The 15,617-nt window shown below is 35.5% G+C and carries 13 protein-coding genes and 2 other annotated features; of the genes, 10 read left to right on the forward strand and 3 right to left on the reverse strand.

The features are described 5' to 3' along the window. Positions 1–37: 37 nt before the first annotated feature. Positions 38–1,771 (forward strand): 2-oxoacid:acceptor oxidoreductase subunit alpha, encoded by a 1,734-nt coding sequence (locus tag ACSBPO_RS08250; RefSeq protein WP_442599577.1) that lies wholly within the window; start codon positions 38–40, stop codon positions 1,769–1,771. Next, positions 1,772–2,638 carry a 2-oxoacid:ferredoxin oxidoreductase subunit beta gene (locus tag ACSBPO_RS08255; RefSeq protein WP_442599578.1) on the forward strand — a complete coding sequence of 289 codons (867 nt, stop codon included), beginning with the start codon at positions 1,772–1,774 and terminating at the stop codon, positions 2,636–2,638. A gap of 79 nt (positions 2,639–2,717) precedes the next feature. On the opposite strand, the gene metG is transcribed toward ACSBPO_RS08255, so the two are convergent. Next, complete coding sequence (metG, locus tag ACSBPO_RS08260; protein WP_442599579.1) at positions 2,718–4,352, reverse strand: methionine--tRNA ligase; 1,635 nt, start codon at positions 4,350–4,352, stop codon at positions 2,718–2,720. Between the two features lie 61 nt (positions 4,353–4,413). After that, positions 4,414–4,686 (reverse strand) — a binding site (T-box leader). Between the two features lie 92 nt (positions 4,687–4,778). On the opposite strand from metG, the gene ACSBPO_RS08265 reads away from it, so the two are divergent. The 3 genes from ACSBPO_RS08265 to proS all read left to right on the forward strand — a co-directional run bounded on the left by ACSBPO_RS08265 (position 4,779) and on the right by proS (position 7,682). Next, positions 4,779–5,363 carry a YdcF family protein gene (locus ACSBPO_RS08265; protein WP_442599580.1) on the forward strand — a complete coding sequence of 195 codons (585 nt, stop codon included), beginning with the start codon at positions 4,779–4,781 and terminating at the stop codon, positions 5,361–5,363. A gap of 66 nt (positions 5,364–5,429) precedes the next feature. Beyond that, a complete protein-coding gene (locus ACSBPO_RS08270; RefSeq protein ID WP_442599581.1) occupies positions 5,430–5,933 on the forward strand; it encodes a DinB family protein in 504 nt (167 codons plus the stop codon). A 65-nt stretch (positions 5,934–5,998) separates the two neighbouring features. Next, positions 5,999–6,204: a binding site (T-box leader), on the forward strand. Between the two features lie 47 nt (positions 6,205–6,251). Further along, positions 6,252–7,682, forward strand: coding sequence for a proline--tRNA ligase (gene proS / locus ACSBPO_RS08275; protein ID WP_442599582.1), 1,431 nt, complete (start codon positions 6,252–6,254; stop codon positions 7,680–7,682). Between the two features lie 118 nt (positions 7,683–7,800). Here the strand turns inward: proS and ACSBPO_RS08280 are convergent, their stop codons facing one another. Both ACSBPO_RS08280 and ACSBPO_RS08285 read right to left on the reverse strand, forming a co-directional pair. Continuing rightward, positions 7,801–8,058 (reverse strand): small, acid-soluble spore protein, alpha/beta type, encoded by a 258-nt coding sequence (locus tag ACSBPO_RS08280; RefSeq protein ID WP_442599583.1) that lies wholly within the window; start codon positions 8,056–8,058, stop codon positions 7,801–7,803. 57 nt (positions 8,059–8,115) lie between these two features. Further along, positions 8,116–8,409 (reverse strand): hypothetical protein, encoded by a 294-nt coding sequence (locus ACSBPO_RS08285; protein WP_442599584.1) that lies wholly within the window; start codon positions 8,407–8,409, stop codon positions 8,116–8,118. Positions 8,410–8,727: 318 nt separating this feature from the next. Here ACSBPO_RS08285 and miaB point away from each other — a divergent pair, with 318 nt between their 5' ends. The 5 genes from miaB (at position 8,728) to ACSBPO_RS08310 (ending at position 15,585) form a co-directional block, all read left to right on the forward strand. Further along, positions 8,728–10,266, forward strand: a complete 1,539-nt coding sequence (miaB, locus tag ACSBPO_RS08290; RefSeq protein WP_442599585.1) for a tRNA (N6-isopentenyl adenosine(37)-C2)-methylthiotransferase MiaB — start codon at positions 8,728–8,730, stop codon at positions 10,264–10,266. Position 10,267: 1 nt separating this feature from the next. Beyond that, positions 10,268–10,717 carry a RicAFT regulatory complex protein RicA family protein gene (locus ACSBPO_RS08295; RefSeq protein ID WP_442599586.1) on the forward strand — a complete coding sequence of 150 codons (450 nt, stop codon included), beginning with the start codon at positions 10,268–10,270 and terminating at the stop codon, positions 10,715–10,717. A 268-nt stretch (positions 10,718–10,985) separates the two neighbouring features. Then, positions 10,986–11,531, forward strand: a complete 546-nt coding sequence (locus ACSBPO_RS08300) for an outer spore coat protein CotE (RefSeq protein WP_442599587.1) — start codon at positions 10,986–10,988, stop codon at positions 11,529–11,531. A 196-nt stretch (positions 11,532–11,727) separates the two neighbouring features. After that, entirely contained in the window at positions 11,728–12,171 is a 444-nt protein-coding gene (locus ACSBPO_RS08305) for a GNAT family N-acetyltransferase (protein WP_442599588.1), read from the forward strand. A 168-nt stretch (positions 12,172–12,339) separates the two neighbouring features. Further along, positions 12,340–15,585 (forward strand): BTAD domain-containing putative transcriptional regulator, encoded by a 3,246-nt coding sequence (locus ACSBPO_RS08310; RefSeq protein ID WP_442599589.1) that lies wholly within the window; start codon positions 12,340–12,342, stop codon positions 15,583–15,585. The last annotated feature ends 32 nt before the right edge of the window (positions 15,586–15,617 follow it).

Consider the following 15,617-nt stretch of genomic DNA (forward strand, 5'->3'; position numbering starts at 1 on the left):
AATGTAACGTTTTTACATATCTAAAGGGGTGTAAGTCATGATCAAGCAACTTTCGTGGAAAGTTGGCGGGCAGCAAGGGGAAGGTATTGAAAGTACCGGAGAAATTTTTTCTATCGCATTAAATCGTTTAGGATATTACCTATACGGATATCGCCACTTTTCATCACGTATTAAAGGTGGTCACACAAACAATAAGATTCGTGTAAGCACTACAGAAGTTCGTTCCATTTCTGATGATTTAGACATTCTTGTGGCGTTTGATCAAGAAACTATCGACCTAAACTATAAGGAATTACATGACCACGGTGTGATCATGGCGGATTCTAAGTTTGATCCGAAAAAGCCGGAAGATACGAATGCGGCATTGTATACGGTTCCATTTACAGATATTGCTACTGAACTAGGAACATCCCTTATGAAGAACATGGTAGCAATTGGGGCTACTTCAGCAGTTTTAGACCTAGATATTAAGGTTTTTGAAGAAGTTGTTAAAGAAATCTTTGGACGTAAAGGTCAACAAGTTGTTGATAAAAATATGGAAGCCATCCAAGCTGGCTTTGATTATATGAAAAAAGAACTAGGTGTCGTTGAAACAATGCAGCTTGAAAAAGCTGATGGTAAGAAACGATTATTCATGATTGGTAACGATGCGATAGCGTTAGGTGCAGTGGCTGGAGGAACTCGCTTTATGGCGGCTTACCCAATTACACCAGCATCTGAAATAATGGAATACTTAATTAAAAAGCTTCCTGCACTTGGTGGAACTGTTATTCAAACAGAAGATGAAATTGCAGCGGTAACAATGGCCATTGGAGCTAACTACGGTGGTGTACGTGCAATCACAGCATCTGCAGGTCCTGGATTATCTTTAAAAATGGAAGCAATTGGTTTATCAGGTATTACGGAACAACCACTTGTTATCATTGATACACAACGTGGAGGTCCATCAACTGGATTACCAACTAAACAAGAACAGTCAGACTTAATGGCTATGATTTATGGAACTCATGGTGAGATTCCGAAAATTGTAATGGCTCCAAGTACTGTTGAAGAAGCATTCTATGATACTGCTGAGGCATTAAATCTTGCTGAAGAATATCAGTGTCCAGTTATCATCTTAACGGACCTTCAATTATCACTTGGTAAACAAACGGTAGAACCTTTAGAACTTGACAAGGTTGAGATTCGCCGTGGAAAGCTAGTAACTGGCGATCTTCCTGAAGTGGCTGACAAAGGTTATTTCAAGCGTTTTGAAGTGACAGAAGACGGTGTTTCTCCACGTGTTATTCCTGGAATGAAGAATGGTATCCACCATGTTACTGGAGTAGAACATGATGAAACAGGAAAACCATCTGAATCAGCAGCTAACAGAAATGCTCAAATGGATAAGCGTTTCCGTAAGGTTGAAAATATTCGCTTTAACACGCCAGTGCATAAAAATGCTCCACATGAGGAAGCTGACTTACTTATTGTTGGATTTAACTCAACTCGTGGTGCCATCGAGGAAGCTATGAGCCGTTTAGAAAATGACGGAATTAAAGTGAATCATGCACATGTACGTTTAATTCATCCGTTCCCAACTGATGAGATTCTTCCTTTAATTAAATCTGCTAAAAAAGTAGCAGTTATTGAAAATAACAAAACAGGTCAATTGGCTAATATCATGAAAATGAATGTTGGTCATGGCGAAAAAATTCAAAAAATTACAAAGTATGACGGAAATCCGTTCTTACCACATGAAGTACACACAAAATGTAAGGAGTTGTTCTAAATGGCCACTTTTAAAGAATTTCGTAACAATGTAAAACCGAACTGGTGCCCAGGCTGTGGCGACTTCTCTGTACAAGCTGCCATTCAACGTGCAGCTGCAAATGTTGGTCTAGAGCCTGAAAATTTAGCTGTTATTTCAGGTATCGGTTGTTCCGGACGTATTTCTGGTTATATTAATTCTTATGGCTTCCATGGAATTCATGGTCGTTCATTACCAATTGCTCAAGGTGTAAAAATGGCTAACCGCGACCTAACTGTTATTGCTTCTGGTGGTGACGGTGACGGATTTGCGATTGGTATGGGTCATACTGTTCATGCCATCCGCCGTAATCTTGACATTACGTATATTGTTATGGATAACCAAATTTATGGTTTAACAAAAGGACAAACTTCACCACGTTCTGCTGCAGGTTTCAAGACGAAGTCAACTCCTTCTGGATCAATCGAACAAGCGATTTCTCCAATGGAACTGGCGTTAACAGTTGGAGCTACTTTCGTAGCACAAAGTTTTTCAACTGACTTAAAAGATTTAACAGCTTTAATTGAAGCTGGTTTAAATCATAAAGGTTTCTCTTTAATTAACGTATTTAGCCCATGTGTAACATACAATAAAGTAAACACATATGACTGGTTCAAGGAAAACTTAACAAAGCTTTCTGATATTGAAGGCTATGATAGCTCTAACCGTGAACTGGCTATGCAAACATTAATGAAGCATAATGGCCTTGTTACTGGTTTAATCTATCAAGATAAAGAACGTAAATCATATCAAGAATTAGTTCAAGGCTACTCAGAAACTCCACTAACTCAAGCTAATCTAAAACTTGATCAAGAACATTTCGATAAATTAGTAGCTGAATTTATGTAAGATCCGAAACCCACGACACCAATCGTGGGTTTTTTTCTATATTTTTGATGAATAATATCCCTTTTTCAACTAAAACGAATTATTTAACTTGATTACTTAATTTAAATAGTTCCTCGTCAATGATTTTAAGATCTATTCTTTCAAAAAGGGGTCTAATAATCGTAAGTTTGTTTGAACAGCGATTAATAGGTTTCCAATTCCATTTCTCCACTCCCATCATTTCCTTAACTTCTTTGGTTGAGAAAGGAAGAAAAGGAGAGAGCAATTGTGTTAGATTCGCTATTAAATAAACACAATTGGAAATAGTATGGTCACAATAAGGTTTATCCTCAACTATCTTTTTCCATGGTTGCTCTTCGTCGAAAAATTTGTTTGCTTTTCTAATAGATGTGAAAATTTCTGACAGCGCTTCCTTAAATTCTGCGTTCTCAATACAATTTCCAATCTTTTTGTAAAGCAGTTGAATGTCCGATTCAATCTCTTTCTCGATAATTCCTGTTGGAATAGTATTGTTATAATATTTTTCTATAAACTTGAAGGTTCTGTTCACTAAGTTCCCATAAGCTCCAAGTAGTTCACTATTATGACGGTATATAAATTCTCGCCAAGAAAAATCAGTATCTCGATTTTCGGGAGCGTTAATGGTTAAAAAATATCGAATAGAATCAGGATGATATTTATCTAAGAACTCTGGGACCCAAACTGCCCAATTTCTACTTGTAGAAAGTTTCTTTTTTTCCACGGTCAAATATTCATTTGAAACAATATGTGTTGGTAAAGCTTTACTGCCAATTCCCATTAAAATAGCTGGCCAAATAATAGAATGAAAGGGGATATTATCTTTGCCATGAACATAATAAGACCTGCTCTGTTCATTCCAAAAATCAGAGTTATCTTTTCCTGTTTCCTTTGCCCACTTTTTACTTGCAGAATAATATCCAGATACAGCTTCTATCCAAACATATATCTTCTTTTTTTCGTATCCTTTAATAGGAACACTTACTCCAATCGGTAGATCTCTTGTTGCGGCTCTGTCTTTTAAACCTTCTTTTAAATATCTTTTAGTTAGTTGAAGTGCATTTTCACGCCATGAATGTTGATTCTTCGCCTGTTCTACATATTCTTCAAGCTCCTTCTGGAATGAACTTAAAGCAAAATAAAAGTGTTCAGTTTGTTTAATAGTTGGAGAGTTTCCACAAAGTTTACATGTCTTCTCTAATAGATCAATGGGATCTAGTATAGCAGAACAAAAATCACATTGGTCCCCACGAGCCTGATTTCCGCAGTGTGGACATACCCCTTCCACATAACGATCTGGGAGAAACTGATCACAAGTTTCACAAAAGGTTTGTTCTACTTCTTTTTTATAAATGTGACCATTTTGTTGTAAGGTTAAAAAAATTTCTTGAACGATCTGATGATGTTGAGATTCATCCGTTCTTGAATAACAATCATAGGAAAATCCTAGTTTTTTAAAGCAATCTGTAAATTCTTGATGATAATGATCGGCAATTTCCTTGATTGAAAAACCTTCTTGTTTAGCTTTAATGGTAATGGGAGTCCCATTACAATCACTTCCTGATACGTATAAAACATTTTCTCCCTTTGTTCGATAATATCTCGCTAATATATCACCAGGTAGCAAACTAGCAATATGACCCAGATGTAACGAACCATTTGCATACGGCCATGCACCACCAATAAAAATATTCATTTTAATTCCTCCTTTAAAAAATAAAAAAACCCCATCCTTATGTCCGACATAAAAGTCAAACAATAAGGACGAGGTTATATTCTCGTGGTACCACCTTAATTCACTATCGATTTACACCAATAGTCTCTACAAGTACTAAAACACAAAAAATGTTTTTATACTGTGGTTTTGATAACAAGTACCAACACTTGTCGTAGCCTACTTGTATACTAAAAATACGTTCAGTACGAAGCTCAGAGACCATTTTTCAAATGAGTATTTTTGCTTCTTTTCAGCTCCCGAAGCTCTCTGTGAAAAATTACATCATTTTACTTTTTCTCATCAAAGCCGTTATGATAATGATATTGATTTACATTATATTATCAATATGGAAATTAATTCAAGAGTTAAATGAAAATTTTTATAAAAATATAAAGGGATGAGGAAATGATAAAAAGGAAAAAAGTAAGACTCATAATTGGATTACTATTTCTATGCGTTGTTATATATTTTGGTTCTTTACATTTAAAAATCAGAGAAAATATTGATAGTAAAGCACCTAATAATGTCGATTACCTCATCATTCTTGGTGCAAGAGTTAAGGGAACAATTCCATCATTAGCTCTTCAATACAGAATCGATAAAGCTGCGGAATATCTTACGAATAATCCAAATACAATCGCTATCGCCTCTGGGGGACAAGGAGAAGGAGAAGATATAACAGAAGCAGAAGCTATCAAAATAGGATTAATGGAACAAAACATTACTAGTACCAGAATTATTCTAGAAGACAAATCTACGGATACGGTTGAAAATATCTATTATTCAAAAAAGGTTATACCAAATAGCTCTAAGACTGGAATTCTTGTCACGAATGACTTTCATATATATCGGGCGAAACAGATTGCTAGAGATCAAGGATTACTGGTTCATGGACTACCAGCGAAAACACCTGTTGTGGCCCTATTTAAATCTTATAGTAGAGAATATTTAGCTATTACAAAATATTATTTATATAAATATATAATTTAATGGGTAGAAGGAAAAAAACGATTGGTGCAGAATTATTAAAGGATAGACAGTTTAAGGGGGATTATGATGTTTTATTCGATTAATGGGTTTTTACAATTCTGGATGTATGAAGCGGGAGCAACACAAAAGCTTTTAAATCAGCTGACAGACGAGTCACTTCAACAGGAGATAACTCCAGAAAATTGGAACTTAGGTCGAGTGTCTTGGCATATTGTGACAGCAATCAGAGCTATGACATCACAGACAGATTTGGTTTTTGTTGCATCAGCTGAGGATTATCCTGTTCCACGTTCTGCAAAGTTTATTGCTGATAGCTATGCGCAAGCTTGTGAAGCATTTTTTGAAGCTATAACTTCTCAGTGGACTGATGAAACCCTACAAGAAACAGTCGACTTCTTTGGTCAAGAAATGCCTAATGGTCAATTGTTAATGTTTTTAATTCAACATCAAATTCATCACCGTGGTCAAATGACGGTATTAATGCGCCAAGCAGGTCTAAATGTACCTGGGATTTATGGACCATCGCAAGAGGAATGGGCGATGCTTGGTATGGAAGCACCAAAAAAGTAAAAACTAAATAGTGTGTCTATTGACATTAAGGATAAACGTAATATATAATTTCAAAAAATAATAATGCAGAAACGTTGAAAAGGATAAGTAAAGTGTCACTGTCTTTTACAGAGAGGGAATTATTTGGTGCAAGATTCCCAAAGACATCATTTGAACCTGCCTTCGAGTTCTCAATCGAACAGATTGAAGCGGATAATATCCGTTATCATGGAAAGTGTGTAAAGCTTTGCTTTGCAAATTAGGGTGGTACCGCCAAGTTTTGGTCCCTTATTTGTGATCAAGGCTTTTTTTATTTTTAAAATATAATGAGGTGTAGCAATGGCAAAGGAATTTGTAAGAGATATTACGGGTATGGAAGAAGATTTTGCCCAATGGTATACAGATGTAGTTACAAAAGCAGACTTAATCGATTATTCAAGTGTTCGAGGGTCAATGATTATCCGCCCATATGGTTATGCTCTATGGGATAACATTAAAAATGAATTGGATGCTCGTATCAAAGAAACAGGTCATGAGAATGTCTATATGCCTCTTTTTATCCCTGAAGGACTATTACAAAAGGAAAAGGATCATATTGAAGGCTTTGCACCAGAAGTAGCATGGGTCACGCATGGAGGTTCGGAGGAATTAACAGAACGATGGTGCGTTCGTCCAACCTCAGAGGTGCTATTTTGCGAGCATTATAAAAATATCATCCATTCTTATCGAGACTTACCTAAGCTTTATAATCAGTGGGCAAATGTAGTTAGATGGGAAAAAACAACGCGTCCTTTCTTAAGGACTTTAGAATTTTTATGGCAGGAAGGGCATACATGTCATGCTACCGATGAAGAGGCACATGAAGAAACAAAAAAAATGTTAGATGTATATGCTGAACTTTGTGAAAATATACTGGCGATCCCAGTCATTAAAGGTCAAAAAACGGAAAAGGAAAAATTTGCAGGGGCTAAATTCACCTATACGATTGAAAGTCTTATGCATGATGGAAAAGCACTTCAATCAGGAACATCACACCATTTAGGGGATGGATTTGCTAAAGCCTTTGGAATTCAATTCACAGACCAAGAGGGGAATCTCCAATATGTTCAACAAACATCGTGGGGCTTTACGACTCGAATTATTGGTGCAATGATTATGGTTCACGGAGATGACCGTGGTTTGGTCATTCCGCCAAAAGTGGCTCCAACTCAAGTAATGATTGTTCCAATTGCACAGCATAAAGAAGGCGTACTTGATTTTGCTTATGAATTAAAAAATAAATTAAATAAAAATGTTCGAGTGGGCATTGATGCAAGTGACAAGAAACCCGGTTGGAAATTCAATGAATATGAAATGAAAGGAATCCCTCTTCGATTAGAAGTAGGTCCAAAAGATATTGAAAATAATCAAGTGATTTTGGCAAGACGTGATACAGGTGAAAAAGTAATCGTTGCTCTGGATGATCTAGAGATTAAAATCGTTGAGATTCTAAATGATATCCAAACAAATCTGTATAATAAAGCAAAAGAACACCGCGAAAATAGAACTTTACATGCTAAAACACTGGATGAATTAAATCATATCCTCGAAACAAAACCAGGTTTCATTAAAGCCATGTGGTGTGGGGATAGAGCTTGTGAAGATAAAGTAAAGGAAGAAACAGGGGCAACTTCTCGTTGTATTCCGTTTGAGCAAGAACAAGTAGCGGACACTTGTTTATGTTGTGGAAAAGAATCTAAACAGATGGTTTATTGGGCAAAGGCATATTGATTTATAGACGAATTTTATATTCCACACTGTAAACTCCTTTTCAATAAATTAGAAAAACAATAAAGTTTTAGAAAAGAGCCTAAATAAAAATGGACCTCAAGAAAAAAGAGGTCCATTTTTATTGCTTTTTGGATAGGTTTTCTTGTGCCATTTTGACTAACTCTCGGACCATACTCCCACCTAATCTGCCGCCAACTTTGCCTGCCTGATAGGAAGTTAGTTGTCCATTGTAGCCCTCTTTTAGTGGAACTCCAATTTCTTCAGCTGCTTCAAACTTGGCATCCTCAGGATTTTGAGAATTGGCAATTCTAGCTTTTAAGGCATCTAAACCACTTCTTGCCTCTGGTACAAGTATTTTATTTCGTCTTCTTGCCATGATAATCCCTCCTACTAATAGGTTTCCCTAATTTAGAAGGATAATCAAAAAACTAAATTATCTATTTCGGCAATAGATAGATAAAATATCTTTTAGCCTTTCGGGATTCTCCCCATTTATGTAATAATGGTCTCCTTCAAGTTGTCCTTTGAATTCTACGATCCCCTGGCTTTTTATAAAATCATCAACATCTGATATTTGATCACTTACATTGTGTAATGATTTATATCCAACAAAATCTTCGTTCACATAAATTTCATATCTGTCTTCCGATAACTTTGTCGCTCCATTAGCTGTATTATTGGTAGCGATACCAAAACCAAAAACTTCATTCTCATATCTATCTGTCATAGCCTATGACCTCCATACATACAGTTTGAATCTAGTATGGACTTGATATTCTCTTATTATGAATAATAATCATTGCCAATTTTAACAAAGAATGTTTACAACGTGACAAATGTCACTTTCAAATTCCATTGATTCCAATAGAATAAAAATATTGTGGTGAAATGATATCCCTTTTCAACCCTAGTTTATCTATTGTTTAAAGACTGAAAAACCTTTATACTATTATAATGTGCTGATAGAAAAAGCATGATGACTCTTGTTTTTTAATAATAATTTCTAATAAGAAATTTATGATACAAGAAAGGGGATTTACCTAAGATGAATGAAAAGCAACGTACAGAATCTCAGCAAGTAGAGACTGTTAATTCTTCGGACAAAAAATCCGCCAAGGACTACAGCAAATACTTTGAGACTGTTTTCCAAGCACCTTCATTAAAGGATGCAAAAATGCGTGGGAAAGAGGAAGTAAAGTATCAATCTGACTTCCAAATTTCAGAGGAATACCGTGGCATGGGTAATGGGCGTAAATTTTATATTCGCACATATGGGTGCCAAATGAATGAACATGATACAGAGGTAATGGCAGGTATTTTTATGGCACTTGGCTATGAACCAACCGATACGGTGGAAGATGCTAATGTCATTCTTTTAAATACATGTGCAATTCGCGAAAATGCTGAAAATAAAGTTTTTGGTGAGCTTGGTCACTTGAAACACTTAAAGAAAAATAACCCAGATTTATTAATAGGTGTCTGCGGATGTATGTCACAAGAAGAATCGGTCGTAAACAAAATTCTTAAAACGTATCAGCAAGTAGATATGATTTTCGGAACACATAATATTCACCGCTTACCAAATATTCTTCATGAAGCATACATGTCAAAAGAAATGGTCATTGAGGTTTGGTCAAAAGAGGGAGATGTTATTGAAAATCTTCCTAAGGTTCGTCGTGGTAACATTAAGGGCTGGGTTAACATCATGTACGGATGTGACAAATTCTGTACATATTGTATTGTGCCTTATACACGCGGGAAAGAGAGAAGCCGTAGACCTGAGGACGTCATTCAAGAGGTTCGTCAGTTAGCGGCCCAAGGATACCAAGAAATTACTCTTTTAGGGCAAAACGTAAATGCATATGGTAAAGACTTCGAGGACATAGAATATGGACTCGGTGACTTAATGGAGGAAATTCGTAAAATTGATATTCCTCGAATTCGTTTTACGACAAGTCATCCTCGTGATTTCGATGATCGTTTGATTGAGGTGTTAGCAAAAGGTGGAAACTTAATGAACCATATCCACTTACCAGTTCAGTCAGGGTCTACAGATGTGTTAAAAATTATGGCTCGTAAATATACTCGTGAACAATATTTGGAGTTAGTTCGTAAAATTAAAGCGGCTATACCTGATGTTTCATTTACAACAGACATTATTGTTGGATACCCAAATGAAACAGATGAGCAATTCGAAGAAACAATATCCTTGTATCGTGAAGTAGGTTTTGAATTAGCTTATACCTTCATCTACTCACCACGTGAGGGTACTCCAGCAGCAAAAATGGAAGACAACGTACCAATGGAAGTGAAAAAGGAACGTCTTCAACGTTTAAATAATTTAGTAAATGGGCTATCTGCTGAGGCAATGAAAAAATACGAAGGTCAAATCGTAGAGGTTCTTGTTGAAGGGGAAAGTAAAAATAATCCTGAAGTTTTAGCAGGTTATACAACTAAAAATAAACTTGTTAACTTCAAAGGTCCAAAAACAGCTATTGGTAAAATTGTAAAAGTAAAAATTAATGAAGCAAAAACATGGTCATTAAACGGAGAAATGGTTGAAGAATTAATTGAGGTGAAATAGGTTGGCTAAATATACAAAAGATGATATCATAGCTCGCGCTAAAGAAATTGCAAAAATGATTGCTGAAACAGAAGAAGTTGATTTTTTCAAACGTGCAGAAGCTCAAATACACGATAATGAAAAAATTGGCCTTTTGATTTCTGATATTAAAGGATTACAAAAACAAGCAGTGAATTTACAGCATTATGGTAAACCGGAAGCATTAAAGCGTGTTGAGGATAAAATTGCTTCTATTGAACAAGAACTTGATGAGATTCCAATTGTGTCTGAATTTAAACAATCACAATTAGAAGTAAATGATTTACTTCAATTAATTGCAAATACCATCTCCAATACGGTAACAGATGAACTTATTGCATCTACTGGTGGAGACGTACTTCGTGGTGAAACAGGTGCAAGTTTAAAAAATGAAGGAAGCTGTGACCACGGCTGCGATCACGATCATGAATAGAAAATGAGTGCAGGCTACATAAGTAGCCTGTTTTTTTTGTTTAAAGTTTCATTGGCAACTTATTCATTTTTCATGCATTCTAACTGTTGCGAATCGGCATATGATGTTAAAGAAAAAAGGGATATGTTTGATTAGGAACATCCCACCTAGAAAAGCATAAGATGAATTATGACTAAACTTTTATCCAGTATTTGAAAAAATATATCGCACACTAGTCTATTGTCCCGCATAGGATGAAATGAAAATGAATGAGGAGGGTTCGCTCGATATGGGAGAATACAGAGAGATTTTTGCGAAAGCGGTCGTAGCGAAAGGACGAAAATTTACCCAGTCCAATCACACGATTCGCCCAGAACATAATCCAAATAGCATACTTGGCTGTTGGATCATCAACCATAAATACGAGGCGAAAAAAGTCGGTAAAACGGTAGAAATTTGTGGTCACTATGACATTAACGTTTGGTACTCCTATAACGATAATACAAAAACAGAAGTTGTGACGGAGCGCGTTTCCTATACTGATGTCATTAAGCTAAAATACCGTGATCCTGATTGTTTAGATGATCAAGAAATCATCGCTCGTGTACTACAGCAGCCAAATTGTGTGGAAGCAGTTATTTCACCAAATGGGAACAAAATAATTGTTCACGTTGAAAGAGAGTTTCTTGTAGAAGTTATCGGTGAAACAAAGGTTTGTGTGAAGGTTTACCGTGATGAATGCAAGGACTGTGACGATGAGTGGGGAACTGATTTAGATGACGAAGAATTTGAAGATTTAAATCCTGATTTCTTACTTGGTGTTGAAGAGGAATAAAAGTTTACTAGGAAGGTTAAACTTCCTAGTTTTTTTGTTTAAGAAGTGGAAAAAAATGATAATTTTTCAAGTGAATATCAAATGTTTTGATATGATGAAAATGAAAGAATTTTAGACAAAAGTACTAGAATCGAATTCATGATCCTTAATAAAAAAATAAAATAGAAAAAAGTAAAATGGGGGAAGCGAAGTTAAAATGATTACAATTAAACCGATAACAAATGAAAATTGGCACGATGCCATTGAGTTGAAGGTTAATAAGGAACAAGAAGTGTTTATGGCTTCTAATTTATACTCTATAGCAGAGGTTCAGTTCTTAGAAAATTTTCAAGCAATGGGGATATTTGTTGAAGATAGAATGATAGGCTTTACGATGTTTGGTATAGATCCTGAGGATGGAAATTACTGGATATATCGTTTGATGGTTGATAGTAATTATCAAGGGCAGGGATTTGGTCATCAAGCAGTTCAAAAAGTAATTGAAAACATCAAGCAAAATAATTCTGCACATATCCCTGTGATTATGATAGGGTATCATCCAGAAAATGCAGGTGCTCGATATACCTATAAAAAAGCAGGATTTATTGAAACAGAAATAGCACCTTGGGGAGAGCAATTAGCACAGTACAAACTAATGTAATGAATAAAAAGCAATCTTCGTTATTTCTAATAGTAAAGTAGGGTTGTAGGAACTAATTCTAAAAAAGCAGATGAAAAAACTGCTTTTTGGAATCAGTTCTTTTTTTTTATCCAAATATGGTAAAATAGTGTAAATATTAAAAAAAGTAAAAAATAGGGAGGCTACGAATTGAAGATTCCAATAATCAAAACAAAACTCATTGTGCCTGCCGTCAAAGATGATTTTCTTCGAAGAGCCAAACTTACAAAAAAACTAAAAAAGATAGAGGAATATCCATTAACTCTGATCCATTCTGGTGCAGGTTACGGAAAAAGTACAGCGCTTTCATTATTTTTAACAGACGAAAAACAAGTAGGCTGTTGGTATTCGATATCTTCTATGGATGATGATATTCTCCCGTTTTTAACTTATCTAACATACGCAATACGCGGAATTCACTCGAACTTTGGTACGGAGCTTTTGACATTTATTAATCAATTAGATCGATATATTCGGGAAGAGGAGATTAATCTACTTTGTTCCTTATTTATTAATGAACTTCTTACGATTCAAGAGGATGTGACGGTCATTTTGGATGACTTTCATCAAATTGAACACTCCTACACAGTAAATCGTTGGATGGAAACCTTCCTTGAGCATATTCCTTCTCATATACATTTTGTTATTTCTAGTCGAAGTCGACCAGTTTGGAAACAGTTAACAAAAATGAAAGTAATGGGTCACCTCTTAGAAATTACAAAAGAAGATTTAATTTTATCAATAGAAGAGATGGAACTATTACTAATTGATAACTATGGAATAGAATTACCTGTTTCAGATTTAGAACGTATATATAAGCTGACAGAGGGGTGGGTAATTGCGTTATGTATGATTGCTCAACAAGGTCCATTTCATGATCGTTTTATGGAAATTGACGAGCATTCATCACATAATGACTTATTCCAATATTTAGCGATGGAGGTCTTTTCAAAGCAACCGTTAATCATTCAACAATTTCTTGAGCAAACCTGTGTTTTAGAAGAATTAACAGAAGAAATTTGCAATGAAATCGTCGGAATTGCTGGTGCCTCCGCATTATTAGACCAACTAATTGAAAGAAATTTATTTATACAAAAAATAGGGGATAAGCAATATCGATTTCATGCACTATTTAAGGAATTTTTAGAAATGCAGTTAAAGGATAAACAACCGGGGCTATTTTCTACCCTCCATGAAAAAAGTGCTAGAGTTTTTGAAAGAAGAGGCATGTGGGAAGCAGCTCTTAGTCATTATAAAAAAATCAATCAGTTTTCCGCCATTGCATCAATCCTTCAGGAGAAAGGGAAGGAAATGTTAGAAACGGGGAAATTAGAAAGTTTACTCGAACATCTTGCAAAAATTCCTGATCGGGACAAAAGTAGGTATGAATATCTTTGGTATTTACAAGGAGAAGTACATCGTTATCGTTCGAAGTATTCTGAAGCTGAAGCCTGTTATCAAAAAGCTTATAGTTTGTATGAAAATAAAAAGAACTTAGTTGGAATGAGTAGGGTATTAGAAGGCAGAGCAAAGATTTACCTTGATACCATTCAACCTCACAGAGCGGAAAGATTACTATATGAAGCCATTCAATTACGTGAAACAAGTACAGTTCAATCATCAGAAGAAACAGGAAAATTATATCACTTATTAGCGGAAAATCTATTAAACTCAGGAAAAACAGTAAAATCAGAAAAATGGCTGAATCGTGCCAAGACTCATCAAGTTTCTCTTTTAGATAGTAATTTAGAGGCTAGGATTTACCTAAGAACAGGGAGATTTGATGAAGCAAAAAATACATTAATGCAGAAAAAGGAAAGTTATCATGTTAAAAACGCAACCGTTCTCCCACAGTCACATCGCGAAACAGATTTATTACTTTCTTTAATAGCTTCCTTTACTGGAAATGGGACTGAAGCGAAAGATTTAGCACAATCAGGGATTCAACTTGGTATTAAAATGAAGGCTCCGTTTGTAGAAGCATGTGGCTGGATTCGTATGGGGCATGCTGTTCAAATATTGGATAAATATGATTTGCAAATTTCTAAGGAATGCTACGAAACGGCATTGGAAATGATGGATCAGATACAAGTAGCAAGGGGAAAAGCGGAGCCATTAATGGGACTCTGTGCTTTATACGGAGCGAATGGAGAGTATGAAAGAGCCATGGAGGCAGGCAGAAAAGCGCTTGATGAAACAGAAAGTGTGAAAGATTATTGGCTGTCCTCCTTAATCATTCTTAGTACGGGAATCGCATGTATTTATAATGAAAGATTAATAGAAGCACTGCAGTACTTAGAAAAAGCCGAACGGCAATTTCAAGAATGCAGGGATATTTATGGCGAAATGTTATGTCATTTTTGGAAATCATATGTGTTTTTTCGAAATAAGGAGCTGGGTTCATTTCAGGAAGAAATAAATTCCTTTTTAAAAAATATCCAAATGAATGGTTTTGAATTTTTCTTGCACAAAAGAACTACTTTCGGTCCGAGAGATTTACAAATGTTCATCCCGTTATTGTTGCAATGCGATAAAGAAAATATCGAGCGATCATTCATTTTAAAACTATTACAGGATATGGGAATGAAAGCTTTGGAATCTCACCCGGGTTACTCGTTAAGAATCCAAACTCTAGGACCATTTCGAATCTGGTTAGGTGAAAAGGAAATAGGCGAACGAGATTGGCAACGTGAAAAAGCAAAAGAGTTATTCCAACTATTTATTACGAATCCTGAACAGTTTATTGCGAAGGAAGAAATCACTCAAATATTGTGGCCTAATCAAGATAAACAGAGTGCAGAAAGGGACTTTAAAGTCGCTATGAATGCTCTAAATAATGTTTTAGAGCCTAGTAGAAAAGCTAGGTCCACACCTTTCTTTATTATTCGTGAAGGTAGTACCTACGGATTAAACCCCTTGGCTTCTATCGAATTAGATACCAATCAATTTCAAGAATGGATTCAGACTGGATTAAAGGAAATGGATGTTGAAAAAACCTTACCTTTATTAGAAAAAGCGATAAGTCTATATAAAGGAGAGTACCTATCAGAGCGAAGATACGAGGATTGGTGTATTAATAAAAGAGAGAGAATGCTTGTTTTCTTTTTACGTGGAGCTGAGAAAATGGCACAGATCTATGTTCGTAAAGAAAACTATGACTCTGCTATTTTTTGGTGTGAGAGAATTTTAGAAAGGGACCGGACTTGGGAAGAAGCTTATCGACTTTTAATGTATTGTTTTTATAGAAAAAATAACCGACCACAAGCAATAAAATGGTATGAAAAATGCATTGAAATATTAGAAGAGGAATTAGGTGTAAGCCCATTAGAACCGACCAGACACATGTACGAAATGATCATTGAGTCATCCAAATTCCATGAGGAAATTATATATTAAAATATAGCCAAAGTGAAAATTCACTTTGGCTT

Origin of the sequence: Neobacillus sp. D3-1R (assembly GCF_052180215.1) — a bacterium.
Lineage (GTDB): Bacteria > Bacillota > Bacilli > Bacillales > Cytobacillaceae > Pseudoneobacillus.